Origin of the sequence: Streptomyces sp. NPDC057900 (genome assembly GCF_042887885.1) — a bacterium.
Classification (GTDB): domain Bacteria; phylum Actinomycetota; class Actinomycetes; order Streptomycetales; family Streptomycetaceae; genus Streptomyces.
In genome coordinates this window covers 60,740-78,829 of sequence record NZ_JBHVOI010000005.1, presented here as the reverse complement: position 1 = coordinate 78,829, position 18,090 = coordinate 60,740, and the positions used below count along the sequence as shown (strand labels likewise).

General features: G+C 71.6%; 17 protein-coding genes. 11 read left to right on the top strand and 6 right to left on the bottom strand.

Going from position 1 to position 18,090, the window contains the following annotated elements; all coding sequences use genetic code 11:
• Positions 1-125 precede the first annotated feature (125 nt).
• The 8 genes from ACFVQ0_RS20550 to ACFVQ0_RS20515 all read left to right on the top strand — a co-directional run bounded on the left by ACFVQ0_RS20550 (position 126) and on the right by ACFVQ0_RS20515 (position 9,627).
• Entirely contained in the window at positions 126-1,079 is a 954-nt protein-coding gene (locus tag ACFVQ0_RS20550) for a DUF1177 domain-containing protein (RefSeq protein ID WP_390089960.1), read from the top strand.
• On the top strand, positions 1,079-2,476 hold the full coding sequence (locus tag ACFVQ0_RS20545) for a cytosine permease (RefSeq protein WP_390089958.1): 1,398 nt from the start codon (positions 1,079-1,081) through the stop codon (positions 2,474-2,476). The genes ACFVQ0_RS20550 and ACFVQ0_RS20545 overlap by 1 nt, the downstream gene beginning before the upstream one ends.
• On the top strand, positions 2,473-3,801 hold the full coding sequence (locus ACFVQ0_RS20540) for a M20/M25/M40 family metallo-hydrolase (RefSeq protein WP_390089956.1): 1,329 nt from the start codon (positions 2,473-2,475) through the stop codon (positions 3,799-3,801). Before ACFVQ0_RS20545 ends, ACFVQ0_RS20540 begins: the two co-directional genes overlap by 4 nt.
• A gap of 243 nt (positions 3,802-4,044) precedes the next feature.
• Positions 4,045-5,661 (top strand): chitobiase/beta-hexosaminidase C-terminal domain-containing protein, encoded by a 1,617-nt coding sequence (locus ACFVQ0_RS20535; RefSeq protein ID WP_390089955.1) that lies wholly within the window; start codon positions 4,045-4,047, stop codon positions 5,659-5,661.
• A gap of 158 nt (positions 5,662-5,819) precedes the next feature.
• Positions 5,820-6,464, top strand: a complete 645-nt coding sequence (locus tag ACFVQ0_RS20530; RefSeq protein ID WP_328867241.1) for a class I SAM-dependent methyltransferase — start codon at positions 5,820-5,822, stop codon at positions 6,462-6,464.
• Positions 6,465-6,527: 63 nt separating this feature from the next.
• Entirely contained in the window at positions 6,528-7,466 is a 939-nt protein-coding gene (locus ACFVQ0_RS20525; protein WP_390089953.1) for an N-acetylmuramoyl-L-alanine amidase, read from the top strand.
• 220 nt (positions 7,467-7,686) lie between these two features.
• Positions 7,687-8,493 (top strand): hypothetical protein, encoded by an 807-nt coding sequence (locus ACFVQ0_RS20520; protein ID WP_390089951.1) that lies wholly within the window; start codon positions 7,687-7,689, stop codon positions 8,491-8,493.
• A 123-nt stretch (positions 8,494-8,616) separates the two neighbouring features.
• Positions 8,617-9,627, top strand: a complete 1,011-nt coding sequence (locus ACFVQ0_RS20515; protein ID WP_390089949.1) for an LLM class F420-dependent oxidoreductase — start codon at positions 8,617-8,619, stop codon at positions 9,625-9,627.
• Here ACFVQ0_RS20515 and ACFVQ0_RS20510 read toward each other — a convergent pair.
• From ACFVQ0_RS20510 to ACFVQ0_RS20500, 3 genes are all read right to left on the bottom strand, one after another.
• Positions 9,617-10,660 (bottom strand): PHP domain-containing protein, encoded by a 1,044-nt coding sequence (locus ACFVQ0_RS20510; protein ID WP_390089947.1) that lies wholly within the window; start codon positions 10,658-10,660, stop codon positions 9,617-9,619. The two genes, ACFVQ0_RS20515 and ACFVQ0_RS20510, sit on opposite strands and share 11 nt — an antisense overlap.
• A 75-nt stretch (positions 10,661-10,735) precedes the next feature.
• Positions 10,736-11,515: a maleylpyruvate isomerase family mycothiol-dependent enzyme gene (locus ACFVQ0_RS20505; RefSeq protein WP_390089945.1), complete on the bottom strand. Its 780-nt coding sequence runs from the start codon at positions 11,513-11,515 to the stop codon at positions 10,736-10,738.
• A 39-nt stretch (positions 11,516-11,554) separates the two neighbouring features.
• Complete coding sequence (locus ACFVQ0_RS20500; protein WP_390089943.1) at positions 11,555-12,106, bottom strand: hypothetical protein; 552 nt, start codon at positions 12,104-12,106, stop codon at positions 11,555-11,557.
• Positions 12,107-12,242: 136 nt separating this feature from the next.
• On the opposite strand from ACFVQ0_RS20500, the gene ACFVQ0_RS20495 reads away from it, so the two are divergent.
• Positions 12,243-12,533, top strand: a complete 291-nt coding sequence (locus tag ACFVQ0_RS20495) for a hypothetical protein (RefSeq protein ID WP_390089941.1) — start codon at positions 12,243-12,245, stop codon at positions 12,531-12,533.
• Between the two features lie 19 nt (positions 12,534-12,552).
• On the opposite strand, the gene ACFVQ0_RS20490 is transcribed toward ACFVQ0_RS20495, so the two are convergent.
• The 3 genes from ACFVQ0_RS20490 to ACFVQ0_RS20480 form a co-directional block, all read right to left on the bottom strand.
• Positions 12,553-13,626, bottom strand: a complete 1,074-nt coding sequence (locus tag ACFVQ0_RS20490; RefSeq protein WP_390089939.1) for a prenyltransferase — start codon at positions 13,624-13,626, stop codon at positions 12,553-12,555.
• Positions 13,623-14,399 (bottom strand): class I SAM-dependent methyltransferase, encoded by a 777-nt coding sequence (locus ACFVQ0_RS20485; protein ID WP_390089937.1) that lies wholly within the window; start codon positions 14,397-14,399, stop codon positions 13,623-13,625. The genes ACFVQ0_RS20490 and ACFVQ0_RS20485 overlap by 4 nt, the downstream gene beginning before the upstream one ends.
• A 67-nt stretch (positions 14,400-14,466) precedes the next feature.
• Positions 14,467-15,807: a glycosyltransferase family 4 protein gene (locus tag ACFVQ0_RS20480; protein WP_390089935.1), complete on the bottom strand. Its 1,341-nt coding sequence runs from the start codon at positions 15,805-15,807 to the stop codon at positions 14,467-14,469.
• Positions 15,808-16,037: 230 nt separating this feature from the next.
• Between ACFVQ0_RS20480 and ACFVQ0_RS20475 the strand changes: the two genes are divergently transcribed.
• Together ACFVQ0_RS20475 and ACFVQ0_RS20470 are read left to right on the top strand one after the other, a co-directional pair.
• Positions 16,038-16,649: a TetR family transcriptional regulator gene (locus ACFVQ0_RS20475; protein WP_390089933.1), complete on the top strand. Its 612-nt coding sequence runs from the start codon at positions 16,038-16,040 to the stop codon at positions 16,647-16,649.
• Positions 16,650-16,786: 137 nt separating this feature from the next.
• Positions 16,787-18,088: a substrate-binding domain-containing protein gene (locus tag ACFVQ0_RS20470; RefSeq protein WP_390089931.1), complete on the top strand. Its 1,302-nt coding sequence runs from the start codon at positions 16,787-16,789 to the stop codon at positions 18,086-18,088.
• Positions 18,089-18,090 lie beyond the last annotated feature (2 nt).

The window sequence follows — 18,090 nt, the reverse complement described above, 5'->3', positions numbered from 1 at the left end:
CAGATAACGGGAAACAGTTGCGTTCAACGCTATCCGATCCCGAATCTGCTCTCAGCACCCCGTCCGGCGTCCCACTCCCTGCCGGGCGCCGGACGGGTGTGATGGATGCGCGAGAAAGGCCCCCCATGTTGAAGTACGTACTGGACATCGTCGACCTCCTCGACGACCCGCAGGCCAATGGGAAGACGGTCGTCGAGTACCTCGACTCCGTGGCTGGGGCCGAGGGATCGTCCGCCGAGGTCACCACGGTCACCGGCGAGCGGGGCTCGACGGACTTCGTGATGGTCCGCATCCCGGGCTCCCGGGGACGCACCGCGGGCGGCACCGCCCGCACCCTCGGTGTGGTCGGCCGGCTCGGCGGCATCGGCGCCCGGCCCGAGATGATCGGGATGGTCTCCGACGCCGACGGGGCCGTCTCCGCCGTCGCCACCGCCGCGAAGCTGCTCGACATGCGCCGCCGCGGCGATGTGCTGCCCGGCGATGTGATCGTCGCCACGCACATCTGCCCGGACGCCCCGACCGAGCCGCACGACCCGGTGCCGTTCATGGGCTCGCCCGTGGACATCGCCACCATGAACCGCCACGAGGTGACCGACGCCATGGAGGCCGTGCTCTCCATCGACACCACCAAGGGCAACCGCATCATCAACCACAAGGGCCTCGCCCTGTCGCCCACCGTCAAGGAGGGCTGGGTGCTCCGGGTCAGCGAGCAGCTCGGTGAGCTGCTGGCCGTGGTGACCGGTGAGCCGTTGGTCACGTACCCCGTGACCACACAGGACATCACCCCGTACGGTAATGGGGCACACCACATCAATTCGATCCTCCAGCCCGCCACCGCCACGGCCGCCCCCGTGGTCGGCCTCGCGGTCACCTCGGCCGCTGCAGTGCCGGGCTGCCAGACGGGCGCGAGTCACGAGAGCGACATCGCCTCCGCCGCCCGCTACGCCGTGGAGGTCGCCAAGGCCTACGGCGCGGGCCACCTGGACTTCCACGACGCGGTGGAGTTCGACAACCTCGTCAACCGCTACGGGTCGCTGTCCCACCTGCAGACCCTCGGCCGCACACCCCAGGAGTCCTGATGGCTGCCGCCCCTCCGGCCGACGCCGCGGTCAACGAGACCAAGAGCATCGGCAGCGACGACTACTCGCTCTCGCGCGTCCCGCGCGACAAGCGGTTCGGCTTCTGGTCCATGCTGCTCCAGTGGCTGGCCCAGTCCGGCTCGATCTCGCAGTTCACGCTGGGCGCCACCATCGGCGTCGGCATGACCTTCGGCAACGCCTTCCTCGCCTTCACGCTCGGCGCGGTGATCCTGGAGATCGTGATCTTCGCGATCGGCCTGGCCGGTATGCGCGAGGGCCTCGCGACCCCGATGCTGACCCGCTGGGTGGGCTTCGGCCGCAACGGCTCCGCGCTGGTCAGCTTCGTCATCGCGGTCAGCCTGGTCGGCTGGTTCGGCGTCCAGAACACGATCTTCGGTGACAGCGTCTCCGCGCTGGTCGGCGGACCGTCCTGGATGTGGTGCGTGCTGGCGGGCATCGCCATCACCGCCCTGGTGATCTTCGGCTTCAAGTACATGGCCAACTTCGCGAAGATCGTCACGCCGCTGTTCTTCGCGATGGTCGCCTTCTCCGTCATCCGGACCCTGAGCGACCACTCGTTCAGCGACCTGATCCACTCGCCGCCGCCCGGCGACACGATCCCCCTCGCCGTCGCCGCCACCGCCATCGCGGGCGGCTACATGACCGGCGCGATCGTCTCCCCCGAGATGACCCGCTACAACCGCAAGGGCTCGCACGTCTTCCTGCAGAGCGCCTCCTCGATGATCCTCTCCGAGTACATCGTCGGGCTGACCGGTGTGCTGCTCGGCCACCTGGTGAAGAGCAACGAGGTCTCGCACATCGTGCTCTCCACCTCCGGTGCCTTCGGCGTGATCGTGGTCCTGATGTCCACCGCCAAGATCAACGACTGGAACCTGTACGGCTCCTCGCTCGGCGTCGTCAACTTCTTCCAGGTCGTCTTCGGCAAGCGCGTCCACCGCGGCGCGGTCACCATCGTCCTCGGCGTCGCCGGCACGCTGCTGTCCGCGGTCGGGATCATGACCCACTTCACCGAGTTCCTGACGATCCTCGGGGTCGCCATCCCGCCGATCGGCGGCATCATCGTGGCCGAGTACTGGGTCGTGAAGAAGATGCGCAAGCCGCTGGACGACACCCGGGAATCCCAGACCCTGCCCAAGACCTCGCCGACCTGGGTGCCGATGTCCATCGTCATCTGGATCGTGGCCTTCTGCGTCGGCAAGTTCTACGACGGCGGCATACCGGCCCTGAACTCGCTGGCCACCGCCTTCGTCCTGTACTGCGTGCTCGGCCTGCTGGGCTGGGTGAAGCCGTACGGCACCTCCACCCTGGACGACGAGGACGGCGCGGACGGCACCGCCCCCGACGCCCGCACCAGCACCCCCGTGGGAGCAGCATGAGCACCACCGATTCCACCGCACCCCTGGTCCCCGCCTCCGACGAGGCGCAGGCCGAGGTCGTCGACCTCTGCGCCGAACTGATCAGGTTCGACACCTCCAACCCCACCAGCGACGAGCGCGCCAGCGCCGACTGGGTGGTGGGCCGCCTCGCGGAGGTGGGCATCGAATCGGAGCTCGTCGAGTCCGCGCCGGGCCGGGCCAGCGTCATCGCCCGGATCGCCGGCCGCGACCCGGAGCGCGGCGCGCTGATGGTCCACGGCCATCTGGACGTGGTCCCCGCCGATGCCTCCGAGTGGCAGGTGCCGCCGTTCTCCGGCGAGATCCGGGACGGCTACCTGTGGGGCCGGGGCGCGATCGACATGAAGGACACGGTGGCCGTCATGCTGGCCACCGCCCGGCACTTCGCCCGCACCGGTACGAAGCCCGCCCGCGATCTGGTCCTGGCCTTCCTCGCGGACGAGGAGGCGGGCGGCAAGTTCGGCGCCCACTGGCTCGTCGAGCACCGCCCGGAGCTGTTCGCCGGGGTCACCGAAGCCATCGGTGAGGGTGGCGGGTTCTCCTTCGCGATCGACGACACCCGGCGCCTCTACCCGATCGAGAACGCCCAGCGCGGCATGGCCTGGATGGAGCTCACCGCGACCGGCCGGGCCGGCCACGGCTCCTCCCCCAACGACGAGAACGCGGTCACCGACCTCGCGGAGTCGCTGACCCGGATCGGCCGCGAGACCTTCCCGATCCGGCTGATCGAACCCGTCCGCGCGCTGCTCGAAGAGGCCGCCCGGCTCTACGGTGTCGAGTTCGACGAGAACGACATCGAGGGCAGCCTCGCGAAGCTCGGCCCGGTCTCCGACTTCATGCAGGTGGTGCTCCGCAACTCCGCGAACCCCACCATGTTCAACGCCGGTTACCAGACCAACGTCATCCCCGGAAAGGCCACCGCCCGCGTCGACGGCCGCTTCCTGCCCGGCCACGAGCAGGAGCTGATCGACACCATCGACAAGCTGCTCCTCCCGTCGGTGAGCCGCGAGTGGGTCAACCACGACATCGCGATGGAGACCACCTTCGACGGCCCGCTCGTCGACGCCATGTGCGACGCGGTGCGCGCGGAGGACCCGGACGGCCACCCGGTGCCGTACTGCAACCCCGGCGGTACGGACGCCAAGGCCTTCACCCACCTCGGCATCCGCTGCTTCGGCTTCAAGGGCCTGAAGCTCCCGCACGACCTGGACTACGGCCGCCTCTTCCACGGCGTGGACGAGCGCGTCCCGCTGGAGGGACTGCGCTTCGGCGTCCGCGTCATGACCCGACTCTGGCAGAGCTGCTGATCCCTCCGTCACGGCTCCGCCAGGGGCCCGCCCCGACCCGGGCTCACCCCACCCGTACGCCCCCGCAGACCTCGTCCGCGGGGGCGTACGGCGTCCCACGGGGGGGCGCACCACGGACATTCACGGGCACTTCACCGGAAGGCCAGCCGGCCCTCCCCTCCGGCTGGTCCGCGCTGCCTAACGTCGATGGTTCAGACCGGTTACCGGTCCGTTATCACGATTTCGCGCAGAGAAGGAACCCCCGTGAGACTCACCCCGCTCGTGATCGCCGCCTCCTGCCTGGCGCTCGCCGCCCCGGCCGCCGCGCAGGCCCGGCCGCAGCCCGCCGGTCCGCCGGCCGCACCCGGCGTCAGCGTCCCCGGCGGACGGTACGACCACACGGTGTCGCTGAACTTCCGCGCCGGGCACGGCGAGACCGTCCGCTACACGCTGGACGGTTCGACCCCGACCCGGGAGAGCCGCGCCTACTCCCCCGGCCGGCCGCTGCGGATCGCCGAGGACACCAACGTCACGGCCGTCGCCTTCCACGGCAACCGGGCCAGTGTGCCCGTCGCGTACGGCTATCTGATCAAGACGAAGGAGAAGCCGCTCGCCCGCTTCGTCGTCATGTCGGACGTCCATGTCGGGGACCACAAGAACAACGACAAGAAGTACGAGAGCTTCTTCGACACCATCGGCTCGGTCTTCCCGCACCCGGACGCGATCCTGTCCAACGGCGACATGATCAACGACAACGGCGACGGCAAGGGCCCCGACCACCGCATCGTCTCCGACATCTTCCGGGCGAACCTGAAGCGCAAGGGCATGACCGGCACCCAGGTGCTGCTGTCCAACGGCAACCACGACGACAGCCTCGCCGCGATCCGGGCCGGCTACCCGAAGGCCTGGTTCCCCGACTCGGGCGGCGGGTACTACGAGTCCGACGTCAAGGGCGTCCACCTGCTCACGGTGAACACCGAGACGTACGACGGCGACAGCGCGCAGCGCGCCTGGCTGAAGAGCCGGCTGGCCGCGCTCACCACCGCTCCGGGAGCCTCCCGCAAGCCGGTCCTGGTCCAGGGCCACCGGCCCACGACGGGCACCACGATGGACGGCCAGCAGGCCGCCAACCCGGGGCTGGCGGCGGACCTGAGCGCCTTCCCGCAGGCGATCCTCTTCTCCGGCCACTCGCACCTCAACAACAACGACGACCGGTCCATGTACCAGGGCGACTTCACCTCCGTCAACGACGGTTCGATGTCGTACGTGGAGGTCGACCACGGCTACCGGATGGTGACCGAGGACGGTCTCGCGGACCGTTTCGAGGCGCCCACCGCGCAGGCGCTGTTCGTCGAGGTCTACAAGGACCGCACCGAGATCGACCGGCTCAACATGGCCGCCGACAAGCACGACATCTACACCGGCGGCCAGTGGTCGGCGAGCTGGCAGCCGCCGTACGCGAGCGCCGGCACGCTGAGCGGTCCCGGCTGGACGGTACGGCTGAAGGGCCGCACGAACCAGCAGATCAAGGACAACTTCCGCTACACCGCCGACCGGCGCAACACGGTGGCCCCGAAGTTCACCACCCGCAAGCCGCTGACGGCGGTGCGCGTCGCCGGGCGCGGCACGGCGCTGCGGGTCGCGCAGGCCAGGGACGACCAGATGGTCCACCACTACACGGTCGACATCACGGACACGACGACCGGCGCGAAGGCCGTCTCGTCCAAGGTGCTGTCCGACTTCTACTTCATGCCGCGCCCCAACGCCCTGGACATCCCGGTCACGGACGCGGTGGCCGGCCACCGCTACCGCGCGGACGTCGTCGCCGTCGACGCGTACGGGAACGCCTCCCGGCCCGTGTCGCTGGCCTTCAAGGGCTGAGCCGGGCGGCCTTCAAGGGCTGATCCGGCGGCCGCGGGGGCGGCGCACACCCCCGCGGCCGGACGGACCCCGCGCGAGGCCGCGGCGGGGGCGTACGGCACGATGGGGCGCCGTTGACATGCCCCGTCCCCGTATCCCGCCCCAACTGGAGGAACCCCGTGGCCGCCGAGCCCAAGCCGGAGATTCTCGCCGCGTTCCAGGCCGCCAAGGGCTTCATGCCGGTGGTGGAGGGGCTGGCCCTGTACGCGGCCGCCGCGGAGGCCGCCGCGCTCGGGCTGCCGCTGCTGGAGGTGGGCACGTACTGCGGGCGCTCCACCATCCTGCTCGCGGACGCCGCCCGCGCCGCGGGGTCCACGGCCCTCACCGTCGACCACCACCGGGGCAGCGAGGAGCAGCAGCCCGGCTGGGAGTACCACGACCCGACCGTGGTGGACCCGGAGGTCGGCCGGATGGACACGCTGCCCACCTTCCGCCGGACGCTGCACGCGGCCGGTCTTGAGGAGCACGTGGTGGCTCTGGTGGGCCGCTCCCCGCAGGTCGCGGCCGTCTGGGGCGGCCCGCTCGGCCTGGTCTTCATCGACGGCGGCCACACCGACGAGCACGCGAACGGCGACTACGAGGGCTGGGCCCCGCACGTGGCGGAGGGCGGGCTGCTGGTGATCCACGACGTGTTCCCGGACCCGGCGCACGGCGGGCAGGCCCCGTACCGGATCTATCTGCGGGCGCTGGCCTCCGGGGCGTTCACCGAGATCTCGGTCACCGACTCGCTGCGGGTCCTGCGGCGCACCGGGCCCGGGATCTGACAGCCCCCGGTACCGGTCCCGAGGCCTCCGGACGCCGGACGGGGCGCCGGATAGCATCGCCGGGTGCGTGACGACAAGAGCGTTCCCCCCACCCCGCGCCGCCCGGCCCTGTTCGCCGCCGCGACGCTGACCGTGCTGTGTCTGGGCGCCACCGGCTGCGGCGGCGGTGACACCGCGCAGGCCCGGCCGGGCCCCGAAGCCGCGTCGCCGTCCTCCGCGACGGCCTCCGCACCGGCCCCGGCCTCCCCCTCGCCGGCGCGCAGCGGCCCGGCGGCCCCCGCCGGGCGGAAGCCCGCCCCCTCCGCGTCCGCGCCGGACGCCCCGTCCGGGCCGCTGTCGGGGAAGACGGTCGTGATCGACCCCGGGCACAACCCGCGCAACCACCTGCACACCGCCGAGATCGCCCGCCAGGTGAGCATCGGCACCACGCACAAGGAGTGCGACACCACCGGCACCTCCACCAACGGCGGTTACGCGGAAGCCGAGTTCACCCTCGATGTGGCGCACCGGATGCGCACGCTGCTGAAGGCGCAGGGCGCGAAGGTGGTGCTGACGTACGACAACGACCGGCCGTTCGGCCCGTGCGTGGACGAACGCGCCCGGATCGGCAACAAGGCCGGGGCCGACGCGGTCGTCTCGGTCCACGCGGACGGATCGGCGGCGGGGAACCGGGGCTTCCATGTGATCCTCCCCGCATCGGTGCGCGGCGGCGGCGCGGACACCTCCAAGATCGTCGGTCCGTCGCGCGATCTCGGTACGCGTATCGCCGGACTCTTCGTCCGGGCTACCGGAAGTGCGCCTTCCAATTACATCGGCGGCAATACCGGACTGGACACCCGTAAGGATCTGGGCGGACTGAATTTGTCCAGCGTGCCCAAAGTCTTCATCGAATGCGGCAATATGCGTGATCCGAAGGACGCGGCCCTGCTCACCAGCGCGAGTTGGCGCCAGAAGGCTGCCCAGGGCATCGCCGACGGCATCAGCAGCTACCTCAACGGGTAGTAAGGGGTGGTTCTGCGATGAATTCGGGGGGATGCCCGGCCAACGTCCGGACAGGGGGCACAACCCGACCGGGCAGACGATAGATTCATCCGTACGATGGGGAGCCGCCCCCGAGCTTCGCGCCGTGCCCGCCGTATCGGTGGCAGCGACGACCGCCCCGACGAGACGACCTATTAAGGACCTTCACGTGAATATCCGCTCCCTCAGTCGAGGCGATGGCGTGGTGATCGGAGCAGCGGTCGTGCTGTTCATCGCCTCTTTCCTCGACTACTACTCCTATGGGAACTCCAGCATCGACGCACCGAATGCCTGGGATTCGCTGGGCATCGCGATCGGCGTCTACCTGGTCGGGGTGGCCGGCGCGGCGCTGATCGTGCTCTCGCGCTCGCAGCCCCAGCCGCGCAAGGTCCTCGGACTGGACCTGGCCGCGTTCGGTGTGGCCGCCACGGTCATCACCGCCTGGCACCTCCTGTGGACGATCCTCGACCTCGGTTCGATCGACGCCGGCGCCGGTCTGATCCTCGGCATGATCGCCTCTCTGGTGCTGGCGGGTGCCGCGGTCGCGTCCCCGATGGTTCCGGCGCTCAAGGCCCCGCTCGCGGGCGCCCCGAAGCCGCAGGCCGTGCACCCGCCGTACGGCGGTCACCCGCAGCCCGGCCAGGGTTACGGCTACCCGGGCGCGCAGCAGCAGCCGTCCTTCGGCGGTCAGCAGCCCGGCCAGCCGCAGCCGTACGGCGCACAGCAGCCCGGCCAGCCCGGTCAGCCCGAGCCGCAGCAGGCGGCCGCGCCGGCCCAGCAGGCCCCGGCGGCCGACGCCGCGCCCGCCGGTGACTTCACCCCGTTCTGGTTCGCGGTTCCGGTGGCCCGTCCGCTGTACGGCGAGGACGGTTCGCCGTCCCCGATCGCCGAACTGGCTCCGGGCACCTGGTACCTCGCGGTGGAGCAGCGCGGTCCGGGCCTCATCGCCCAGACCCAGGACGGCCGTCGTGGTGTGCTCCAGGACACCACGGGCATCCAGCGCGGCTGACACCCGGCACAACGGCACCACCGACAGCGGCCCCCCGCCCCTTCCGGGCGGGGGGCCGCTGTCGTACCCTCCGGCTACATCTGATGAAGCGTCAGATCGCCAGGGACACTGGGAGGCAGCAAAATGCGGCTCGGACTCGCTCTCGGATACTGGGGCCGCGGCCCGGACCCGGCCCATCTCGACCTCGCCCGCGAGGCCGAGGATCTCGGTTACACCTCTGTGTGGACGTCGGAGGCCTGGGGCTCCGACGCCTTCACCCCGCTGACCTGGATCGCCGCCCACACCTCCCGCATCCGGCTGGGCACCGCCATCGCGCAGATGGCGGCCCGCACCCCGACCGCGACCGCCATGCACGCGCTGACCCTCGACCACCTCTCCGGCGGCCGGATGATGCTCGGCCTCGGGCTCTCCGGACCGCAGGTCGTCGAGGGCTGGTACGGGCGGCCGTTCCCCCGCAGCCCGCTCACCGCGACCCGCGAGTACGTCGACGTGGTGCGCCAGGTGCTCGCCCGCGAGGCACCGGTCGCGCTGGACGGCCGGTTCCACTCCCACCCGTACGACGGGCCGGACGCCACCGGGCTCGGCAAACCGCTGAAGCCGATCACCCATCCGCTGCGGGCGGACCTCCCGGTGCTGCTCGGCGCGGAGGGCCCGAAGAACATCGCGCAGACCACCAAGATCGCGGACGGCTGGCTGCCGTTGTACTGGTCGCCGCTGCGCCCCGACGTGTACGAGACCTCGCTCACCGGCCTGCGCGACGGGTTCATGATCGCGCCGCTGGCCCGCGCGCACGTCTGTGACGACGTCGCGGAGGGGCTGCTGCCGGTGAAGGCGATGCTCGGCTTCTACATCGGCGGCATGGGCGCCGCCGCCCGCAACTTCCACGCGGACCTGATGGCGCGGATGGGGTTCGCGGAGGAGGCGCGGCGGATCCAGCAGCTGTTCCTGGAGGGCCGCAAACAGGAGGCCGTGCTGGCCGTCCCGGACGCGTTCGCGGACGAGATCTCACTGATCGGACCGCGCGAACGCATCGCGGAGCGGCTGGAGTTGTGGCGCAAGGGACCGGTCACCGACCTGCTGGTGACCGCGCCGGACCCGCACACCCTGCGCGTGCTCGCGGAGCTCAGTCTGTAGCCGCCCGGTCCGGAACCACGCCGTCCCCCGTCCAGGCCAGCAGCTCGTCCGCCGTCCACGTCGTCACCACGCGCTCCGCCGGGACCCCACACTCCTCCGCGCGGGCGCAGCCGTGGATCTGCCAGTCGAGCTGGCCGGGGGCGTGCGCGTCGGTGTCGACGGCGAACAGGGTGCCCGCCGCGACGGCTTGGCGCAGCAGCCGCCTGGGCGGGTCGAGCCGCTCGGGTCTGCAGTTGATCTCCACCGCCGTGCCCGCCTCCGCGCAGGCGGCGAAGACCTCTTCCGCGTCGAACCGGGACTCCGGGCGGCCCCGGCCGGTGAGCAGCCGGCCGGTGCAGTGTCCGAGGACGTTCGCCCGCGGGTGGCGGACGGCGGCGAGGAGGCGGCGGGTCATCGGCCCGGGGTCCATCCGCAGTTTGGAGTGGACGGAGACGACCACCAGGTCCAACCGCGCCAGCAGTTCGTCCTCCTGGTCCAGGGTGCCGTCCAGGTTGATATCGCACTCGATGCCGGTGAGCAGCCGGAACGGCGCCCAGCGCTCGTTGAGTTCGGCCACCACGTCGAGCTGTTCCCGCAGCCGTTCCGGCGAGAGCCCGTTGGCCACCTTCAGCCGGGGCGAGTGGTCGGTGAGCACCGCCCAGTCGTGGCCGAGCTCCGCCGCCGTACGGCCCATCTCCTCGATCGGGCTGCCGCCGTCCGACCAGTCGGAGTGCAGATGGCAGTCGCCGCGCAGCAGCGCGAGCAGCCGCTCGCCGCCCTCCGCGAGCGGCCCGTGCTCCTCGGTCTCGGTCTCCAGCCCCTCCAGGTAGCCGGGCACCTCCCCGGCCACCGCCTCCCGGATGACCTGAGCGGTCCGGGGGCCGATGCCCTTGACCCGCTCCAGCGAGCCGTTCGTCACCCGCTGGACGGCCTCCCCCTCGGCCATGGCGGCGACGGTGCGGGCGGCCGTGCGGAAGGCCTGTACGCGGTAGGTGTCGGCCCCGCCGCGTTCCAGCAGGAAGGCGATCCGCTCCAGGGCCCTGACCGGGTCCATCGGAACCTCCTCGCCGGACGGGGACGGGCTGCCGTTCCAGCTTGGCCCAGCGGCGCCCGGCCCGCACACCGGCCGTCAGCCGAAGGACGACCGCGCCAGCCAGAAGTCCAGCAGCTCCGCGTCGCCCAGGACCTCGACCCGGTCGCTGTCCGGGGCGAGGCGGCGGTTGAAGACCAGCATCACGTCGGTGAGCGGTCCCCGCAGGGCCACGGTCGCCTTCTCGTGCGCACGGCGCCAGGTGAAGCCGTCCTCGCCGAACTCGATCAGCCACTCGGCACCGGGGACGTCGGTGGCGTGCAGATGGATGGAGCGCCCGCCGCCGCGCAGCTCCGCCGCCTGCGGGTCGTATCCGGAGCTCGCCGCGAAGGCGACGATGTCCAGCCACTCGTCGATGGTGTCCGCCGCCAGCTCCGGTGCCATCGCGTAGGGCACCTTCGCGGTCAGGGCGGCGTCCGCCTGGTGGACGACCGTCTCGATCGCCATGCGCCGGGCCCAGAACCCGGCGGTGCGCTCCCAGGACCAGGACCAGACCGGCAGCTCCGGTCCGGCCTCCCGCAGCGCTCCGGCGGTCCGCGCAGCCCCCTCCGCCAGCCAGGCGTCCAGCACGTCGGGGTCGTCGCCGTCCGGCGTGAAGTGCGGCACCCGTTCGTCCGGGACCTCCTCCGTGGCCCGGGTGCGCACGATCTCACCGACCCAGCGGTGGGCGCCGCCGACGTGGACGGCGAGATCGCGCAGCGTCCAGTCGGGGCAGGTCGGTACCGTCGCGTCGAGGTCGCCGTCGGCCACCGCGGACCTCAACGCGTCCGTCCTCAGGACGATTTCGTCACAGTAGCGCTCATGGGTGAGAGGGTTCATGGCCGCAGCCTAAGGTCTCCGCGGCCCCGGTCCCAGAAGTTATCCGCCGAGCTGCGAGGCGGACGGGACCTTGTCCTTCACCTCGGCGCCCGCGCTCTTCCCGGCGTCCTTGATGGAGCTGATGACGCTCTCGAAGGCGCCGATGTCGCCCGCTCCCGCCTCGCCCTTGCGGAGCTTGGTGGCCATGCCCTTGAGCGAGGCGATCCCGGCGGTCAGCGGTGCGACGGCCTTCGAGAGGAGCGGGTCGCCCTTGGCGTTCTCGGTGGCGGCCTTGAGCCGGTTGTAGGCGAAGCCGCCCGCGAGTCCGGCCTTGACGAGCGCGAAGGTCCGCCCGTCGGCGCCCTTCTTGAACTTGCCCGCCCGGTACGGCTTGACGACCCACTGGTAGGTGGCGCCCGCGGCCAGCCCGGCGTTGGCGACGAACCGGGTCTTGGCGAACTTCTGCGCCTCCGCCGACGACGTGCCCGTGGGCGACGCGGAACTGCTGCTCGTCGTGCTGTCGTCGCCGCCGCACGCGGTGGTGGCCATCAGCACGGCGCAGGACAGCAGGAATGCCATGAACAGGCGGCGGAACGGTACGGAACGGGGCACGGCGGGCCTCCCGGGCACGGCACTGGGGAGTGCCGGAGCCCGGCACTCCCCAGCCAGGCTCACGCCGGCGCGGACCACCCGCCACCGGGGTGCGCCGTCCGGGTTTCACCCCGGGGAAACTGGCAATCCGGTGTCCATGGCGTACAGAAGAGGCAACGGAAGCAGCACCGCAGCACGTGTCATAGCCGTGGTGGCGGACATCATGGCTTTCATCATCATCCTCTGGATCCTGATGTACCTGCTCGACGCGAACCGGGGCAACGACCTGGTCGAGTTCGTGCGGCACAGCGCACGCTGGCTCGCCGGCTGGTCGTACGACCTGTTCACGTTCGACAAGGCGTGGGCCAACGTCGTCGCCGGTTACGGCCTCGCGGCCGTCGTGTACCTGTTCATCGGGCACGCCGTCGCGGGCCGCATCCGCCGCTGAGGAAGCCCGGGGCCGGACGTCAGCCGCAGCAGTCCGGCTCCAGCCCCTTCGGCAGCCGCTCCCCGCTGAAGACCGCGGTGGTCGCCTCGTCCCCACCGAGCGCGGCCACCGCCAGCAGCAGCGAACCGGCGGTCCAGGCGGTGCGCTCCTCCGGCCAGAAGGCCCGGTTGCCCTCGAAGACGTACCCCGTCCAGTACATCCCGTCACCGGCCCGCAGGTGCTGGATGGACTGGAGGATCTCCAGGGCCCGGTCGGACTCGCCCATCACCCAGAGCGCCAGGGCCAGTTCACAGCTCTCGCCGCCGGTCACCCAGGGGTTGGGCAGTACGCAGCGCACGCCGAGGTCCGGGACGACGAAGCGGTCCCAGCCCTCCTCGATGCGCCGGGTGGCCGCCGGTCCTTCGAGCGCGCCGCCGAGGACCGGGTAGTACCAGTCCATCGAGTAGTGGCTCTTGTCCAGGAAGCGTTCCGGGTGGCTGCGGATCGCGTGGGCGAGTGCGCCGGTGGCCAGCTCCCAGTCGGGCTGCGGCTCCTCGCGGCGTTCCGCGATGGCGAGCGCGCAGCGCAGTGCCTGGTGGATGGAGGAGCAGCCGGTCAGCAGCGCGTCCGTCACCGGGGTGCCGTCGGCCTCCTGCTTCCAGCCGATCTGGCCGCCGGGCTGCTGGAGCCTCAGCACGAACTCGACGGCGGCGAAGACGGTGGGCCACATCCGGTCGACGAACGCGTCGTCGCCGGTGGCGAGGTAGTGGTGCCAGACGCCGACGGCCACGTACGCGCAGAAGTTGGTCTCCAGGCCCCGGTCGGTGGGCCGCCGCGGGTCGCCGTCGTGGTAGGCGGCGTACCAGGAGCCGTCGCCGTTCTGGTGGCGGGCCAGCCACTCGTAGGCGCGTTCCGCGGCCTCGTGCTCGCCCGCGGCGTCCAGCGCCATGGCGGCCTCCGTGTGGTCCCACGGGTCGAGGTGGTGGCCCCGGAACCAGGGCAGCGCGCCGTCCTCGCGCTGCACGGCCAGCAGCGCGGCGACGGTCTCGGCGGCCTGTCCGGCGGTGAGCACTCCGGGCAGTACGAGGTGTTCGGTCCGCTCGGGAAGTGTCACGCCTCTGACCTGACGGAGTCGCCGGTCTTCGCGGGGGCGTCGGTGGCCGCCGCGGCGGGCAGGTGCGGCTTGGTCGCGTAGGCGACGAAGCTCTTGCCGACGACCGGGTTGAGCAGCTGCTCGGCGACCCGGGTCGCCATCGGCTTCTTCATGATGTCCCAGACGAGCAGCTTGTGGTACGCCCGTACCGGCAGCGCCTTGTCGTTGTCGACGCCGAAGGCGCACTTCAGCCACCAGTAGGGCGAGTGCAGCGCGTGCGCGTGGTGGGTGCCGTACGGCTTGAGTCCGGCGCCGCGCATCCGGGCGAGCAGCTCCTCGGCCTTGTAGATGCGGATGTGGCCGCCCTCGACCTCGTGGTAGGCGTCGGAGAGCGTCCAGCAGATCTTCTCGGGGCCGTAGCGCGGCACCGTGACGGCGATCCGGCCGCCGGGCTTCAGGACCCGGACCATCTCCGCGAGCACGCCCTTGTCGTCGGGGATGTGTTCCATCACCTCGGAGATGATCACGACGTCGAAGGACTCGTCGGGGAACGGCAGGTTGAGCGCGTCGCCCTCCATCGCGGTGGCGGTGGCGCCCTCGGGGGCCTCGCCCTCCTCCTTCATCGCGGCGAACCACTTCGCGACCTCGCGGATCTCCTCGCCGTTCCGGTCGAGAGCCACCACCTGGGCGCCGCGCCGGTAGCACTCGAAGGCGTGGCGTCCGGCGCCGCAGCCCAGGTCGAGCACTCGGTCACCTGCGGCGAGCGGGAAGCGGGTGAAATCCACGGTCAGCACGAATGCCTGCTTTCGCGGTCGGGGTTCGAAGGGGGCGGGACGCCGGGGCGTCCGGGGCGGTGCGGAGTCAGCGGCGGCCGTCGGGCCGGGTGGCGGCACGGGCGGCGATGGCCTCCCGGTAGAGCGCGGCGGTACCGATCGCCGCCTGCTTCCAGGTGAACCGGGCGAGGACCCGGGCGCGGCCCGCCGCCCCGAGCCGCTCGCGCAGCGCGGGATCGCGGAGCAGCCGGCCCAGCGCGTCGGCCAGCGCCCCGGCGTCGGCGGGCGGCACGGCCAGGCAGGTCTCGCCGTCCGGGCCCGCGACCTCGGGGATCGCTCCGCCGGTCGTCGCGACGAGCGGGGTGCCGGTGGCCATGGCCTCGGCGGCGGGCAGCGAGAAGCCCTCGTACAGCGAGGGGACGCAGGCGATCTGGGCGCCGCGCACCAGGTCGACGAGTTCGGCGTCGCTGATGCCCTTGACGAACTCGACGGCGTCCCCGAGCCCGTGCCGCTCGATGGCCTGCGCGACGGGCCCGTCCTCGGCCCGGCGGCCGACGACCACGAGGTGCGCCGCGGGGTTCTCGGTACGGAGCTTGGCGAGCGCCTCGACCAGGTGGACGAGGCCCTTGAGCGGTACGTCGGCGCTGGAGGTGGTGACGATGCGGCCCTCGACCTCTTCGACGGCGGGGTCGGGCGACCACAGCTCCGTGTCGGCGCCGATGTGCACGACGTGGACGCGGCCGGGGTCCACCCCGAGGTGTTCGACGATCTCCTGCTTGGACGAGCCCGAGACGGTGAGCACGGACGGCAGCCGGCGCGCGACCCGCTTCTGCATCCGGGTGAAGGCGTACCAGCGGCGGACGGAGGCGCGGCGGCGGCGGTTCGGTGCCGCGGCCAGGTCCAGCTGCCGGTCGACGGTGATGGGGTGGTGGATGGTGGTGACGAGGGGGGCGCCGAGGTCCGGGAGGAGCCCGTAACCGAGCGTCTGGTTGTCGTGGATGACGTCGAACTCGCCGCGCCTGGCGGCGAGATGGCGTCTGGCGCGCAGGCTGAAGGTGAGCGGTTCGGGGAATCCGCCGGTCCACATGGTGGCGACCTCTGCGGCGTCGATCCAGTCGCGGTACTCGCCGCGCTTCGGGGTGCGGAAGGGGTCCGGCTGCCGGTAGAGGTCCAGGCTCGGCAGTTCGGTGAGCGGGACGCCCTCGTCGAGCACCGGGTAGGGCTGGGCGCCGATGACCTCGACGCTGTGGCCGAGCCGGGCGAGTTCGCGGGCGAGGTGGCGTACGTAGACGCCCTGGCCGCCGCAGAAGGGGTTGCCCTTGTAGGTGAGGAGTGCGATGCGCAGCGGCCGGTCGCCTTCGGTGCCTGCCTCCGTGTCCGACGTACCGACGCCCGTGCGGGGGCCCGACTCTATGGCCTCAGCGGTCACACTCGGCCCCCTTCTCACTGCGTGTTCGCCGGAGCGTAACCGCTCACGCTAATCTAGAACAAGTTATAGACCGGATCGTTCAACGAGCTACGAATCTACCGGCAGGTAGCGACGGTGCAACGGCCGGATCAGGTGATTCGCGCCACGGCACACACCCTGGCATGCTGTGCGCCGCCGGACCGGCCCTCGCGTCCTCGCGGTCGCGGACAGAAGCCACGGGGATGGGACACATGACAGCGGAAGCCAGACCGGCATCGCCGCCCCTGACAGAACGCCAGGAGGCCCGCCGCCGCCGCATCCTGCACGCCAGTGCGCAGCTCGCCAGCAGGGGCGGATTCGAGGCCGTCCAGATGCGCGAGGTGGCGGAGGCCGCCGGGGTCGCCCTGGGCACCCTGTACCGCTACTTCCCGTCCAAGGTCCACCTGCTGGTCGCCACCATGCAGGACCAGCTCCAGCACATGCACGGCACGTTGCGCAAACGTCCCCCCGCCGGGGCCGACGCGGCGGACCGGGTCGCCGACACCCTGATGCGGGCGTTCCGCGCGATGCAGCGGGAACCGCATCTGGCGGACGCGATGGTGCGCGCGCTGACCTTCGCGGACCGCAGCGTGAGCCCCGAGGTGGACACCGTCTCGCGGCTCACGACGGCGATCATCCTGGACGCGATGGGGCTTGAGCACCCGACACCGGAGCAGCTCTCGGCCGTCCGGGTGATCGAGCACACCTGGCACTCGGCACTGATCACCTGGCTGTCCGGCCGGGCGTCGATCGCGCAGGTGAAGATAGACATCGAGACGGTGTGCCAGCTGATCGACGTGACGTCACCGGACCCGCCCCGCTGAGCGGCCCCCGGGCACCGCCCATGTGCGGTGCCCACACGCCTCCCCGGTCAGGTGAGGTGCCCTGCACCATATCGACGACGGCACGGTGTTCATACGGTTCGGCGACATCACAGGAACACGCCGAGGAGCCGGTCGTCATGGGTCGCAGAGCCAGCAGAACGAGCAGCAGCACGAGCAGAGCCGGCACCACCGTCGGGGCCGCCCGCACCACCCGCGCCGTCCGGCCCGCGGCCCTGCCGGCCGTCGCCGCACTGGCCGTGGCCGGACTGCTGCTGACCGGGTGCAGCGCCGCCGGCAAGGCGGGCAGCGAGGACGCCGGGTCCGGGAAGTCCGGCAGCGCCTCGGCCGTGAAGGTGGGGCTGGTCTACTCAAGGACCGGGCTGCTCGCGGACTACGGCAAGCAGTACCGGGACGGCTTCATGGCGGGCCTGGACTACGCCACCAAGGGCACCGGCAAGGTCGCGGGCCACCGCATCGAGGTCACGGAGCAGGACGACGCGGGCGACCCCGGCAAGGCGGTCTCCGCCGCGAAGAACCTGATCGGCAAGGGCTACAAGGTGCTGGCCGGCACCACCGACTCCGGCGTCGCCCTCCAGATGGCGCCGCTCGCCGCCCAGAACAAGGTGCTCTACATCAGCGGACCGGCCGCCACCGACGCGGTGACCGGGATCAACGACTACACCTTCCGCTCGGGCCGCCAGTCCTACCAGGACATCCTGACGGCGGGGGCGATGCTCGGGGACGCCAAGGGCAAGAAGGTCACGGTGCTCGCCCAGGACTCCACGTTCGGCCAGGCGAACGTCGCCGCGGTGAAGGCGGTGCTCGGCGCGAAGGGCGCGAAGGTGGGTTCCGTACTGGCGCCGCCGAGCGCGACGGACCTGACGCCGTTCGCCCGGCAGGTGAAGGCGGGCGGGCCGGATCTGGTCTTCGTGGCCTGGGCCGGTTCCACCGCCCCGGCGCTGTGGACCGCGCTGGACCAGCAGGGCGTGCTGGGCGCGGGCAAGGTCGTCACCGGTCTGGCCGGGACGGCCTCGTACCCGGTCTTCGGGGCGGCCGGGGCCAAGGTGTCCTTCCTGGCCCACTACTTCCCCGGCGCCGGCGGCGGCAACGCGGCGGAGAAGGCCATGCTCGGCTCGGTGGAGAAGGCCGGCGGCACCCCCGACCTGTTCACCCCGGACGGCTTCACCGCGGCCCAGATGATCGTGCGCGCCGTGGCCGAGGGCAGCGCCACGGACCCGGCCGCGATGGTGAAGGCCCTGGAGGGCTGGACCTTCGACGGCGTCAAGGGCAAGGCACAGGTCAGGGCCGAGGACCACGCCCTGGTGCAGCCGATGTTCGTGGCCCGGCTCACCGGCAAGGGCGCCGCCCTGAAGCCGGAGCTGCTCGACACCGAGCCGATGGACGCCGTGGCGCCGCCCGTGAAGCCCTCGGCGGGCTGAAC

Coding starts and splice junctions, on each gene's coding strand:
- ACFVQ0_RS20475 (WP_390089933.1), top strand. CDS start 16,038: ATGACAGCGGAAGCCAGACCGGCATCGCCGCCCCTGACAGAACGCCAG.
- ACFVQ0_RS20550 (WP_390089960.1), top strand. CDS start 126: ATGTTGAAGTACGTACTGGACATCGTCGACCTCCTCGACGACCCGCAG.
- ACFVQ0_RS20470 (WP_390089931.1), top strand. CDS start 16,787: ATGGGTCGCAGAGCCAGCAGAACGAGCAGCAGCACGAGCAGAGCCGGC.
- ACFVQ0_RS20545 (WP_390089958.1), top strand. CDS start 1,079: ATGGCTGCCGCCCCTCCGGCCGACGCCGCGGTCAACGAGACCAAGAGC.
- ACFVQ0_RS20515 (WP_390089949.1), top strand. CDS start 8,617: ATGCGGCTCGGACTCGCTCTCGGATACTGGGGCCGCGGCCCGGACCCG.
- ACFVQ0_RS20505 (WP_390089945.1), bottom strand. CDS start 11,515: ATGAACCCTCTCACCCATGAGCGCTACTGTGACGAAATCGTCCTGAGG.
- ACFVQ0_RS20495 (WP_390089941.1), top strand. CDS start 12,243: ATGGCGTACAGAAGAGGCAACGGAAGCAGCACCGCAGCACGTGTCATA.
- ACFVQ0_RS20510 (WP_390089947.1), bottom strand. CDS start 10,660: ATGGACCCGGTCAGGGCCCTGGAGCGGATCGCCTTCCTGCTGGAACGC.
- ACFVQ0_RS20540 (WP_390089956.1), top strand. CDS start 2,473: ATGAGCACCACCGATTCCACCGCACCCCTGGTCCCCGCCTCCGACGAG.